10 protein-coding genes are annotated in these 13,126 nt (G+C 61.8%); 7 read left to right on the forward strand and 3 right to left on the reverse strand.

The genetic code is table 11. The annotated features are described in order from the left end of the window. Both OGM60_03050 and OGM60_03055 read left to right on the forward strand, forming a co-directional pair. Positions 1 to 816 (forward strand): electron transfer flavoprotein subunit beta/FixA family protein, encoded by an 816-nt coding sequence (locus tag OGM60_03050; protein ID UYI99785.1) that lies wholly within the window; start codon positions 1 to 3, stop codon positions 814 to 816. Further along, positions 817 to 2,022 carry an electron transfer flavoprotein subunit alpha gene (locus tag OGM60_03055; GenBank protein UYI99786.1) on the forward strand — a complete coding sequence of 402 codons (1,206 nt, stop codon included), beginning with the start codon at positions 817 to 819 and terminating at the stop codon, positions 2,020 to 2,022. On the opposite strand, the gene OGM60_03060 is transcribed toward OGM60_03055, so the two are convergent. Further along, a complete protein-coding gene (locus tag OGM60_03060) occupies positions 2,019 to 2,831 on the reverse strand; it encodes an HD domain-containing protein (GenBank protein ID UYI99787.1) in 813 nt (270 codons plus the stop codon). The genes OGM60_03055 and OGM60_03060 overlap by 4 nt on opposite strands. Positions 2,832 to 2,968: 137 nt before the next feature. On the opposite strand from OGM60_03060, the gene OGM60_03065 reads away from it, so the two are divergent. The 4 genes from OGM60_03065 to OGM60_03080 all read left to right on the forward strand — a co-directional run bounded on the left by OGM60_03065 (position 2,969) and on the right by OGM60_03080 (position 6,468). Continuing rightward, positions 2,969 to 3,661 carry an AzlC family ABC transporter permease gene (locus OGM60_03065; protein UYI99788.1) on the forward strand — a complete coding sequence of 231 codons (693 nt, stop codon included), beginning with the start codon at positions 2,969 to 2,971 and terminating at the stop codon, positions 3,659 to 3,661. Then, positions 3,651 to 3,974 carry an AzlD domain-containing protein gene (locus OGM60_03070; GenBank protein UYI99789.1) on the forward strand — a complete coding sequence of 108 codons (324 nt, stop codon included), beginning with the start codon at positions 3,651 to 3,653 and terminating at the stop codon, positions 3,972 to 3,974. The genes OGM60_03065 and OGM60_03070 overlap by 11 nt, the downstream gene beginning before the upstream one ends. 141 nt (positions 3,975 to 4,115) lie before the next feature. Beyond that, complete coding sequence (locus OGM60_03075; GenBank protein UYI99790.1) at positions 4,116 to 5,138, forward strand: 2-keto-3-deoxygluconate permease; 1,023 nt, start codon at positions 4,116 to 4,118, stop codon at positions 5,136 to 5,138. A 226-nt stretch (positions 5,139 to 5,364) separates the two neighbouring features. Then, entirely contained in the window at positions 5,365 to 6,468 is a 1,104-nt protein-coding gene (locus OGM60_03080; protein ID UYI99791.1) for a GGDEF domain-containing protein, read from the forward strand. A gap of 102 nt (positions 6,469 to 6,570) precedes the next feature. Here the strand turns inward: OGM60_03080 and OGM60_03085 are convergent, their stop codons facing one another. Together OGM60_03085 and OGM60_03090 are read right to left on the reverse strand one after the other, a co-directional pair. Further along, positions 6,571 to 7,506: a DMT family transporter gene (locus OGM60_03085; GenBank protein ID UYI99792.1), complete on the reverse strand. Its 936-nt coding sequence runs from the start codon at positions 7,504 to 7,506 to the stop codon at positions 6,571 to 6,573. 98 nt (positions 7,507 to 7,604) lie between these two features. Further along, positions 7,605 to 11,351, reverse strand: a complete 3,747-nt coding sequence (locus tag OGM60_03090) for a phosphoribosylformylglycinamidine synthase (GenBank protein UYI99793.1) — start codon at positions 11,349 to 11,351, stop codon at positions 7,605 to 7,607. A gap of 184 nt (positions 11,352 to 11,535) precedes the next feature. On the opposite strand from OGM60_03090, the gene OGM60_03095 reads away from it, so the two are divergent. Further along, positions 11,536 to 13,098 (forward strand): cation:proton antiporter, encoded by a 1,563-nt coding sequence (locus OGM60_03095; protein ID UYI99794.1) that lies wholly within the window; start codon positions 11,536 to 11,538, stop codon positions 13,096 to 13,098. Positions 13,099 to 13,126 lie beyond the last annotated feature (28 nt).

Here is a 13,126-nt window from a genome sequence, read left to right on the forward strand (position 1 = left end):
ATGAGTGATTTCCATATGGTGGTGTGCGTCAAGGCGGTGCCGGGAAGCACCGAGGTCAAGATGGACCCCAAAACCAATACCATCGTGCGCGATGGCAAGCAGGCGGTCATTAATCCCTTCGATGCAAGTGCCCTCGAATGTGCGTTGGCGCTCAAGGACGACTTTATCGGCTTTGGCATGGATGTGCGCGTGACGGTGGTATCGATGGGTATCCCTGCAACCGAATCGCTACTGCGCGACTGCATCGCCCGCGGCGCCGACGATGCATTGCTGCTCACCGACCGTGCTTTTGCGGGTGCGGACACGTTGGCGACCACCTATGCTCTCAAATGCGGCATCGAGGCGCTCGACGAGCACTTCGACCTGCTCATCTGCGGCAAGATGGCGGTGGATGGCGATACTGCCCAGATTGGCCCCGAACTGGCCGGCGCCTTCGAGATTCCCTGCGTGACCGATGTGAGCTGCGTACAGAGCGCGGGCTTTACGACGTGCGGCTCGCTGGCGCTTGTCCACGGCTGTGACGCCGGCGAGGAGACGGTCTATCTGGAGATGCCGTGCGCGATGACGACCGCCAAGGAGATCGGCCAGCTGCGCATGCCGAGCATCGCCGGCATTCGCGCGGCCGAAGATGCGGATGTGCGGGTGGTCTGTGCTGCCGATGTGCATGCCGACCCTTTGCGCTGCGGCCTTACCGGATCGCCGACGCAGGTCGTGCGCTCGTTTGTGCCCGACCGTGACCAAACGTGCGAGGCCATCGAGGGCACGCCGGTCGAACAGGCGGCAAAGCTTGCCAAGATTATCGAGGGGATGGCATAGATGAGCGGACTGATAATCGATAGCGAGGCATGCGTTGGCTGTGGCCGCTGCGTTCGCGCCTGTGCCTCGGGTGGCATTGTGGTGGAGGGCGAGCGCCCCAACCGCTGCGCCCATGTGACCGACGGCTGCATCTTGTGCGGCGGGTGCGTCGACGCCTGTCCCGTCAACGCCATTTCGATCGAGCGCGACGAGGCCGCCGGCGCGGTTGACCTCGATGCGTATCGAGACATTTGGGTATTCGTTCAGACCGACGAGCACGATGACGTGGCCCCGGTGGCCTACGAGCTCATGGGCAAGGGCCGCGAGCTTGCCGATGCACGCGGCTGTCGCCTGGTGGCGCTGGTCGGCATGGGCCCCGAGGGCTCGCTCGGGGACCTGGAGCATCTGGTTTGCGCCGGTGCGGACGAGGTCGCGGTTTGCCGCGACGAGCGACTGCGCCAAAACGATGCGGAGGTCTATGCTCGCTTGATTTGCGATTTGGTGGCCGAGCGCAGGCCCGAGGCCATTCTGTACGGCGCGACCGCCTTTGGCCGTGAGCTGGCGCCAGGTGTGGCCGTTCGCTTGCGGACGGGCCTTACGGCCGACTGCACCGTGCTTTCGATGGATACGGAGACGGGCCTGCTGCAGCAGACGCGTCCGGCGTTTGGCGGCAACTTGATGGCCACCATTATCTGCCCCAACCACCGTCCCCAGATGGCAACGGTGCGCCCCGGCATCTTTAAGGCGCCCGACTTTGACTATAGCCGCTCCGGAACGATTACCCAGGTATTACTTGCGGAAGACGCCAAGGCTCGTGTCGAGATTTCGATTCCCGCCGAGGAATGGGGCCAGCAGGCTTCGATTGCCGATGCCGAGCGTCTAGTTGTTGTGGGTCGCGGTATTGGCTCCAAGAAAAACCTACCCTTGATGCGAAAGCTCGCCGAAGCCCTGGGTGCCGAGCTCGGCTGCACGCGACCCGTCGTGGAGGCGGGCTGGCTGGAGTATCGCCACCAGATTGGCCAGACGGGCGTGTCGGTTTCACCCAAGCTCCTCGTGAGCATTGGTGTCTCGGGTGCCATCCAGCATCTTGCCGGCATCGGTGGGGCGGAGTGCATCATCGCCGTCAACGAGGACCCGGATGCTCCCATCTTTGGCGTCGCCCAGTACAAGGTCGTCGGCGACGCCGTCGAGGTCGTTGAGGAGCTGCTGGCCCAGCTTGAGTGCTAGGCACTTGCCAGCCAGCTGCGCAGCTCGTCCTTTAGGCGCTCCCAGGTCGCTTGCGTGGCGGGATCGGTGAAGGGGCGCGTGATACCAAAGGGTGCGTCGAGCAGGCGGTAGATATCGCCCTGCCCGCGCGCCAGCGCGCGGCTTGCCGGATAGACGAGCTCAAACATAAAGCAGATAAGCCCCACCAAGTAGTCCGCGGGCTCATTGCGCTCATCGCGCGTGACGCAGCGGTGCTCGTCAAAGGCGGCCAGCGTCGGTGCCGAGAAGTGGCTGGCAAGAAACGCGTCCTCATTCACTTTGAGGATGGTGTCGACGGTACTGTCGGCGATGGTGCGCATGATGTCGATCTTGTCGCCATCGCGCACGATATCGCAGAAGCGCCGCGTGCGCTCGCCGAGCTGCGCGGGCAGACGGAAATTGCTGTGATAGGCAATGCTCGCTCGAATGAGTTCGTCTTCTACCGGATCGTCGATAAAGTCGCGGATACTTGTTACCGCGGGCGCATCTGCAGGTGTTTTGCCAAAGAGGACCTCGACGCCCAACGCCGCATGGCTCACGCTTTCGGCATCCTTAAACGTATCCCAGCGTCGCAGCTGTTCAAAGCGACCCATATCGTGCAGCAGGCCGCAAAGCCACGCTAGGTCAATGTCCTGAGGTGACCAGCCCTGTTCGCGCGCCACGGCATCGCATGCCTCGGCAACGTGGTACGTATGCTCGATTTTAAGCGCGATACGCGGATTGGCGGCATCGTAGGCATCGGTGTAGGTCTTGAAGGCCGCGGCAGCCCGCGTTCGATCGATAGCTGTCATAATGACTTCCTAAAAAGTTGTGTCTTTCTGTGTCTTTCGATCCGGTGGCAATTGTAGGTGAACTCGGTTGCCATCGGGCGATGGTTCTGCCGCGTCGTTGAATGCGGCTCGGAAATCTTGTCGGGACGAGGAACGTTATGGTGCTCAAAATCGTTAAAACCGTCTGGCCGGTGATGCTTACCTATGTTGCGATAGCCGCGCCGTGCGGAATGATTATGGCGCAGACGGGAATGGAACCCTGGATGGTTTTTGCCCTGAGCAGCACGTTCGTGACGGGCAGCGGGCAGTTTATGGTCTGCAACCTGTGGCTGGCAGGTGTGCCTGCGGCATCGATTGTCGCAAGTGTGGCCGCAATCTCCTCGCGCTTTGCGCTTTACTCGGCATCGATCGCACCGCATTTGAGGGGTGCTTCGAAGCGTCAGACGCTGGCTGTTGCCGCGACACTTACCGAGGAGGCATACGGCATTTCGCTTGCCAAGTTGGTTAAAGGGGAGGATTGGGGTCCGCTCGAGTCCTTTGTGCTCAACGTGATCCTCATCGCAACATGGGGCGTTTCGTGTACGACGGGCGCCATCGTCGGCGCCGTTGTTGATGTTCCCACCGCTATTGCGGGTTTTGTCTGCACATCGCTCTTTATCTGCCTACTCTTTTCGCAGCGACTGTCGCGCGGCAATGTCGTAGCTGCCGGTTTGGCTGCGGTGTCCGTCGCCATATGCAAGTTCTTGGGGTGGACGAATATCGCCGTGCCGGCAAGTGTGCTCGTCGGCGTTGTCACGGCACTCGCGTGCGATGTCCTCGCCGAGGGAAGGGGCGCTCGCGATGCCCGTTAATGAGTTTTTGGTTCTATGGCTGTCGTCATGGGCGGCCATCGCGTTTTTCCGCATTGCCCCGGCGTTTGCCTTGCGCGGGAGAACGCTGTCGCCCCGCGTTACCGAGGCCTTGGGTTATATTCCGCCTGCCGCCTTTGCGGCGCTGGTCGCCAACGATTTGATAAGCCCTGGCGCTTTCGACGCCGGCTTGTGGCAGGGCTTGATTCCCTGGATTGCGGCCGCCGGCGTCGTGGCGGTGGCAATCAAGACAAAGTCGATGTTGTGGTGCTGCGTCTCGGGCATCGTGTTCTATATCGTTTTGAGCTTCATATAAGAGCGGAGCACGTTTAGCGTCCCGGCACACGTATCGAATTTCTCACCGAGCCGGTCTGCTTCTTCTGGTACCATGGTCAAACTTTACTGTAGCAAAGTATGACGTGGGCTTTTGTTCTGCGTCAGCGGAAATGGGGGTTTCATGGCACAGGAAGCGACCGCCAACGAGCAAAAGAAATTCAAAGTCCCGCGTATCCCGGGTGACATCATGATCTACCCGATGATCGTTGGCCTTTTGCTCAATACCTTCTGCCCGCAGGTCTTTGAGATCGGCGGCTTCTTTACCGCCGCCTGCCGCGGTGGTTCCAACACCATCGTTGCCGCGATCCTGCTGTTTGTGGGTGCCGGCATCAGCTTTAAGTCCACGCCGGGCGCCATCAAGACCGGCATCGTCGTGCTGATTCCTAAGCTTGTGGTGGCGGCTGCGCTGGGTCTGGGCGTTGCGTATTTCTTTAACGACAACCTTCTGGGCCTGAGCTCGGTTTCCATCATCGGCGGCATTACGTTTTGCAACATGGCGCTCTACACGGGCATCATGGGCGAGTTCGGCGACGAGTCCGAGCAGGGTGCCGTGGGCATCCTGTTTTTTACGGCCGGTCCCGCCGTCACCATGATCATCCTGGGCGTTTCGGGTCTTGCCAACATCCCGTTGGGCACCATCGTCGGCTCCATCCTGCCCCTTGTCATCGGTATGGTTCTGGGCAACCTCTTCCCGTTCATCAAGAACCTGCTGGTTCCCGGCGCCAATCCTGCGATTGCCGTTATCGGTTTTCAGCTCGGTGCGTCCATGAGTCTTTCGAGCTTTATCACCGGCGGCATTTCGGGCATCCTGCTGGGCCTCATCACGCTCTTTATCGTCGGTCCCATTACCTTTGCCTTCGAGCGCCTGTGCGGTGGTAACGGCAAGGCGGCCGTTGCCTGCTCCACTATCGCCGGCACGGCTATGACCACGCCGGTCGCCCTCGCCGAGGTCGCTCCGCGCTACGCCGAGCTTGCGCCCACCGCGTATGCGCAGATCGCCACCGCCGTCATCATCACGGCAATCATGGCCCCGATTCTGACCGGCTGGGTCGACAAGAAGTTTTGCCAGGGCAAGGAGGATCTGTCGCCTGCCGGTGTCGAGGCCATCGAGGAGGCCGTCGCGACCGACATCGATGGCGAATAGCAATCGCTACCCATCAATGATGCCGGAGTGCAATTCGCGCCGTTTGAGCGCCCGAACGATGACTGTTTTGCAGTGACGTTCGGGCGCTCTGCTATGATTCCCCTTACCCCTGCGGGTAGGGGGTGTTTGTTGCCCAGACCAGAATCGGGCGATTCTGACCACTTGAATATTGAATGGATGGCGTCTAGTGGTTAAGGCACTCAAAATTGAGATATTCCTGCTATGCATGATTGTTCTTATCGGGCTTGCCGCACGAAGCCGCCGCTCCTTGTTCTCGAGCACCCAGCAGCTTCTGTTTAGCATGCTGGGCTACACGTCTGCAGCCTACATTTTCTTCGATATGATCTGGACGCTCTCGGACGGCGTGAGCACTCCTGTAGGCATCACGGCCAACTGGATTTCCAACGCGGTCTCGTTTTCGCTGTTCGTCATCGCGTGCCTCATTTGGTTTTTCTATTCCGAGACAGTGCAGGGCTCACGCCTTTTGACCGCGCGCTATAGGGTGGCGCTCGTGACGTTGCCAACCGTATTGGTGGTCGTGCTGGCATTTACCAGCTACTGGACGCACACTATGTTCTATATCGATGCACAGGGCGTATATCGTCGCGGAGCGCTTTATATGATTCAGCCTATCGTTAGCTACTGCTACATCATATATACGTCTTTGCATGCCTTTATTCAGACTCGAAAAGTCGAAAGTCTGCAAAAGAAGGCCATTTATCGCACCCTCGCCTTTTTTGCGGTTCCCGCTCTGGTGGGCGGTACCTTCCAGGTTTTGTTTTCGGTACCGGGCCTTTGTGTCGGTATAACGCTGAGCATCCTGCTGCTCTACATCATCTACCAGGAGCAGCTGATCTCGACCGACCCGTTGACTGGCCTCAACAATCGCAACCGTTTTGAGACCTATATGCTGTCGCTCTTTTCAAATGTGGATCAGGCCGAAGATGTATATCTGCTTATGATGGACGCTGACGGCTTTAAGCAGATTAACGACCGGTATGGACATGTTGAGGGCGATCATGCCCTCCAGGTCATATCTGCTACGCTCAAAGAGGTCTGCTCGGCGTCTGGTGGCTTTATCGCACGTTATGGCGGCGATGAGTTTGTGGTGCTTCAAAAGGCGACGGCGGAGCAGGACATCATGTGTCTGTGCGCGGCAATCAGCGACGAGCTCGCGCGCGCCGAGGTCCCGTATCTGTTGCGGATGTCCATCGGCTACGCACGGGTTGGTGATGGCGTCGATACCTGGCAAGACTTGCTTCGCGCTGCCGACGCGGAGCTTTACCGCGTAAAGCGCGAGAAGAAGAAAGCCGGCGTCCAGATACGCTAGAAAAAAAGGGCGAACGCTGGCGTGCGTTGCGGCCCTCAGCTCACCGATGTACTCCATTAAGCTAAAGCATGTGAATCTCCTCTACTAAATAAGGGCGGTTCGCTAGGCTTTTTTGGGTTTGTTGACGATGATGATGCCGCCGCAGACCAACAGCAGGGCAACAAGTACGGTAACGGGGCTCGTGCCAGCGCCCTCGCCGAGCAGCAGTGCGCTCAACAGCACGCCAAAGACCGGGTTCATAAAGCCAAAGACCGAAACGCGGCTGACGGGGTTGACGGCGAGCAGGCGGGACCACAGCGAGTACGCGACGGCGGAAATGAGCGCCATATAAATGATGAGCGCGATGGCGGGGGCGATTTTGGTGGGGGAAAACGTGCCGCCCATCAAAAACCCGATTGCGGTAAGGACCACGCCACCGACTAAAAACTGCCAGCCGGCGAGCAAGACGCCGTCATGCTCGCGCGAGAAGATGCCAATGAGGCAGGTCGACAGGGCGCCCGCAACAGTGGAAGCCAAGATAAATCCCTCGCCGTCGAGCGTAAAGCCAAAGGTGCCATCCGCGCCCGAAAGGTTGACGAGCGCGACGCCTGCAAAGCCCAGCACACAGCCAAGCACCTTGGGCGTATTGAGCCTCTCGGTGTGAAATGCCAAGGCGGCAAAGAGAATTGCGAGGAAGTTGGCGCTGGCCTCGATGATGGAACTCGACATGGCGCTGGCGCGCGAGAGTCCTAGGTAGAAAAAGAAGTACTGCCCGATAGTCTGGAAGAGTGACAAGACAAAGATGGGCTTGATGTCACGAGCCTGCGGAATGAGGGGGCGGCGTTGGGCCGCACTCATCCCAACGATAACCAGGGCGCCGGCAAGCGTGAAGCGCAAGCCCGCAAAGAGCAGCTGTGAGGCGCTATCGTGCGCGGGGATGCCAAAGAGCCCGTAACCGATCTTGATGCAGGGGAAAGCCGACCCCCAGAGCGCACAGCAGACGAGGCAGCCCAGGATGAGCCCGGGTAGGGTGGCGAGATACGGCTTGCGGCTTTCCATGATGTCCTTCCTGTATGCGCGAAGCAAAAAAGAACCCGCCACCGGGTGTGCCGGTGGCGGGTGTTGTTACCCGAGGGGATTGTACCCGATGGGACGCATTAAGCGAAGTAGGCCACGCCGCTCTCAAAGATCGGCATGAACTTATCGCTGGGGACATGCTCGGGCACGTTGCGGTACAGGTTGTCGCCACGACGCTCGGCATGGCCCATCTTGCCCAGGACGCGGCCGTCGGGGCTCGTGATGCCCTCAATGGCGAGTGCGGAGCCGTTGGGGTTGACGGAAAGGTCCATGCTGGGCTTGCCGTCCTCGCCCACGTACTGCGTGGCGACCTGGCCGTTGGCGATGAGCTGGGCGAGCACCTCGTCGCTGGCGACAAAGCGGCCCTCGCCGTGGCTGATGGCGACGGTGTAGGGGTCGTCCAGGCTGCACTGCGATAGCCACGGGGACAGGTTGGACGAGATGCGGGTGCGCACCAGACGGCTCTGATGGCGACCGATGGTGTTGAACGTCAGCGTGGGCGCATCGGGCGTGGCGTCGACGATGTCGCCGTAGGGCACCAGACCGAGCTTGATCAGGGCCTGGAAGCCGTTGCAGATGCCCAGCATCAGGCCGTCGCGGGCCTTGAGCAGGTCGCGGACTGCCTCGGTGACCTCGGGAGCGCGGAAGAACGCCGTGATGAACTTGGCGGAGCCATCGGGCTCGTCGCCGCCCGAGAAGCCGCCGGGGATCATGACGATCTGGCTTGCACGGATGCGGCGGGCAAGCTCGTGGGTGCTTTCGGCGACGGCCTCGGGCGTGAGGTTGTTGATCACGAAGGTGTCGGCCTCGGCGCCGGCGGCGCGGAAAGCGCGGGCGCTATCGTACTCGCAGTTGTTGCCGGGGAACACGGGGATTACCACGCGCGGGCGGGCGATCTTGGCGCCGCTGTACACGTGGATATCCTTGGCACGGAAGTCGATGGTCTCGACCTTGGCAGTCTCGCCGGCGCTGCGGTAGGCAAAGACGCCCTCGATGCCGCTCTCCCAGGCCTCCTGGAGCTCGGAGAGCTCGATGACCTCGGAGCCGGTATCGATGACATAGCCCTCGACGGTGGTGCCCAGGGGCTCGACGACAACGCCGTCGGCGACCTCGGGCAGCTCGGCATCCTCGGCGAGCTCGACGATAAAGCTGCCGTAGAGCGGGGTGAAGAGGCTCTCCACGTCCACATCTTCGGCAAGCTCGATACCGATCTGGTTGCCGACGCACATCTTAAAGAGGCTCTCGGCGCCGCAGCCGTAGCCGGGCGTGGAGACGGCCAGGGCGTCGCCGGCGGCGGTGAGCGCCTCGACGGCGTCAAATGCGGCGAGCAGCTGCTGGGCGTCGGGGCGGTAGTCCTGGCCATAGGTGGCGGGGGCGATGCGGACGACGCGGTGCGTGAGGCCCTTGAACTCGGGGGAGACAGCGCGGGCCGCCTTGCCCACGGCCACGGCGAAGCTGATGAGGGTCGGCGGAACGTTGAGCTCGCCGGCCTCGTCCTCAAACGAGCCACTCATGGAATCCTTACCGCCGATGGCGCCGGCACCCAGGTCGACCTGGGCCATAAGGGCGCCCAAGACGGCTGCCATGGGCTTGCCCCAGCGCTCGGCCTCGGTGCGCAGACGCTCGAAGTACTCCTGGAAGGAGAGGTAGGCGCGCTTGTGCTCAAAGCCTGCGGCCACGAGCTTGGCGATGGACTCGACCACGGACAGGTAGGCGCCCGCAAACTGGTCGGCCTCCATCAGATAGGGGTTAAAGCCCCATGCCATAGCGCTCGCCGTGGTGGTCTCACCGTCCACGGGGAACTTGGCGACCATGGCAGAGCTCGGGGTGAGCTGCGTCTTGCCGCCAAAGGGCATGAGCACGGTCGCGGCGCCGATGGTGGAGTCGAAGCGCTCGGAAAGGCCCTTGTTGGAGGCGACGTTAAGATCGGTGACGAGCGAGGTCATGCGCTCGGCAAGCGTGGTGCCGGCCCAGCTGGGCTGCCACACGCTGCGGGCGCAGACGTGGGCGACCTGGTGCTTGGGCGCACCGTTGGAGTTGAGGAACTCGCGGGACAGATCGACGATGGCGACGCCATTCCATGCCATGCGCATGCGCGGCTCGGCGGTAACCTCGGCGATGACGGTTGCCTCCAGGTTCTCCTCGGCGGCGTAGCCCATGAACTCCTCGACGTCACCGTCGGCGACGGCGCAGGCCATGCGCTCCTGGGACTCAGAGATAGCGAGCTCGGTGCCGTCCAAGCCGTCGTACTTCTTGGTCACGGTATCAAGGTCGACATACAGGCCATCGGCAAGCTCGCCCACGGCGACCGAGACGCCGCCGGCGCCAAAGTCGTTGCAGCGCTTGATCAGACGGCAGGCATCGCCGCGGCGGAACAGACGCTGCAGCTTGCGCTCGACCGGGGCGTTGCCCTTCTGGACTTCGGCACCCGAGGTCTCGATTGACTCGGTGTTCTGGGTCTTGGAGGAGCCGGTGGCACCACCGATGCCGTCACGGCCGGTGCGGCCGCCCAGCAGGATGATCTTGTCGGTGGGGGCGGGGCACTCGCGGCGCACGTGGTTTGCCGGGGTAGCGCCCACAACGGCGCCGACTTCCATGCGCTTGGCCACGTAGCCGGGGTGATAGAGCTCGTTGACCTGGCCGGTGGCAAGGCCGATCTGGTTGCCGTAGCTGGAGTAGCCGGCGGCAGCGGTGGTTACGAGCTTGCGCTGCGGCAGCTTGCCCTCGAGCGTCTTGGACACGGGGACGGTGGGGTCTCCGGCGCCGGTGACGCGCATGGCCTGGTACACGTAGCTGCGGCCCGAGAGCGGGTCGCGGATGGCGCCGCCCACGCAGGTGGCGGCACCGCCGAAGGGCTCGATCTCGGTCGGGTGGTTGTGGGTCTCGTTCTTAAACAGGAACAACCAGTCCTGGTCCTCGCCGTCGACATCGACCTTCACCTTGACAGTGCAGGCGTTGATCTCCTCGGACTCGTCGACATCGGTCATGACGCCGGTCTTCTTAAGGTACTTGGCGCCGATGGTGCCCATGTCCATGAGGCAGACGGGCTTGGCGTCGCGACCGAGCTCATGGCGCATCTCCATGTAGCGGTCGAAGGCCTGCTGCACCACGGCGTCGTCGATCGTCACGTCATCTAGGACGGTGCCGAAGGTGGTGTGGCGGCAGTGGTCGGACCAGTAGGTGTCGATCACGCGGATCTCGGTGATGGTGGGGTCGCGGTCCTCATCGCGGAAGTACTGCTGGCAGAAGGCGATGTCCGCCTCGTCCATAGCAAGACCGCGATCGGCGATGAAGGCGGCAAGGCCGGCCTCATCGAGCTCGCGGAAGCCGTCGAGCACTTCGACGGGCTGGGGCTCGGGGGTCTCCATGTACAGCGTCTCGGGCAAGTCGAGCGAGGCGATGCGCGCCTCGACGGGGTTCACCACGTAGTGCTTGATGGCCTCGATGGCGGCTTCGTCCAGAGCGCCCGAGATCATATAGACCTTGGCGGAGCGCACGGCGGGGCGCTCGCCCTGGCTGATGAGCTGCACGCACTCGCTGGCGGAGTCGGCGCGCTGGTCAAACTGGCCAGGCAGGAATTCGACGGCAAAGACGGCGCCATCGCTTGCGGGGAGCTCGTCGTAGGTCACATCGACCTGGGGCTCGCTAAAGACGGTCGGCACGCAGGAGCGGAAAAGCTCCTCGTCGATGCCCTCGACGTCGTAGCGGTTGATGATCCTCAGGGCCTCGATGCCCTTGATGCCGAGAATCTCGGTCAGCTCGCCCTTGAGCTGCTGAGCCTCGACGTCGAACCCGGGTTTCTTCTCCACGTAGATACGAGAGACCATTGGTTCCTGCCTTCCTGATCGGTTGGGCGTACGGTACGGTATGCGGCAGCGGTCGGTTTGCGGGGTCTGCCCTGCGGTCGCCTTGAGCCACATGTTTGTAAACCTCACTATGATACGACAGCTCGCGGCGCGTTGAGGACGGCGAGGGTGCTACAGTGATGCGCAAACAAGAGAAAGGCATCACATGGCATTCGTTTCACTCGCCATCATCGCGCTCGTGGCCTTTGCAAGCCCCTTCATCGCCTCGGCGATTCCCGGAAAGCCCGTTCCCGAAACGGTCTTTTTGCTCGTGTTCGGCGCGGTGCTGGGACCCCATATGCTCGGCGTCATCCATGTAGATGCCGAGGTCTCGCTCGTGTCAGAGCTCGGTCTGGCATTTTTGTTCCTGCTTGCCGGCTTTGAGATCGATCCCAAGAACATCACGGGCGTCGAAGGCCGCTACGGTATGGCCACGTGGGCTGTCACATTTTGTATCGCCTGGCTTGCCGTGCGCTTTACCCCGTGGTTCTCGGTCAGCCATTTCGACGGTATCGCCGTGACGCTCACCTTGACCTCGACGGCGCTTGGGGCGCTCATGCCCATCTTGCGCGAGCGGTTGCTTGCCGGAACGCGCGTCGGTGATTCGATTCTTGCCTATGGTACGTGGGGCGAGCTCGGCCCCGTGCTCGCCATGTCGGTACTGCTGTCTGCCCGTACGGGCATCGAGACGCTGCTGATCTTGGGCTTATTTGCCGCCGTGTGCGTGCTGCTTGCCGTGGTCCCCAGCCGCTCCAAACGCGTCGGCAGCCGCTTCTTTGCGTTTGTCGAGGAGCGCGCCGATACCACGTCGCAGACGTTCGTACGCCTGACAGTGCTTATTTTGGTCACGCTCGTGGCGTTCTCGGCCATCTTTAGCCTCGATATCGTATTGGGCGCTTTTGCCGCCGGCTTTGTCCTGCGCTATATCATCCCCGAGGGCAACCATACGCTTGAGACCAAGCTCGACGGCCTGGCCTACGGCTTTTTGATCCCGGTGTTCTTTACCGTGTCGGGCGCTAAGATCGACCTGACGGCCGTGGTGTCGCGCCCCGGGCTGCTCGTGGGCTTTATCTTGGCGCTGCTGATCATTCGTGCCGTGCCCATTCTCATCTCTATGAGCATTTGTCCCGTGACGCGCGATGTGTCGGCGTATGGCCGCATTACCGTGGCGCTCTACTGCACCACGGCGCTGCCGATCATCGTTGCCGTAACGAGCGTGGCCGTCAACGCGGGCGCGCTGTCGCAAGATATTGCGTCGGTCATGGTTGCCGCCGGTGCCATCACGGTGTTCTTGATGCCATTGCTCGCGCAGCTCTTCTACCGCGTGGTCGACGCCGCGCCGGTCGCCGCCGTGGCAGAAGTCGCCGAGCATCCATCCGATGCGCTCGACATCCTGCGTGCCCATCATGATTTGGCGAGCCTGCTCGCACGCGAGCACGAGCTACTGACCTCGCATGGTCATGGTCGCGTATTCGAGGGCCTGCCTACGCTCGATACGATTGCCGAGCGTCTTTCCGCCGAGGCGGCGAGCGGCCACATCGATGCCCGCATCGTGGACGCGGCGCGTCTTCTTGCCGATAAGACCTATGGTGATGAGGTTGACCCGTCCGAGCTGACTCCGCGTGAGCGCCGCCGCCTTGAGCGCGCCAAGCTCGCCGTACACGAATACCGCCGCCGCATGCTGGAGCTCTATGCGCGCGATGAAGCCCAGGACGACGACGGTAAGTAGTAAGGAATACCGGGATACGGGTTCCGTC

It is taken from the genome of Coriobacteriaceae bacterium, from assembly GCA_025757745.1.
Classification (GTDB): Bacteria; Actinomycetota; Coriobacteriia; order Coriobacteriales; family Coriobacteriaceae; genus Collinsella.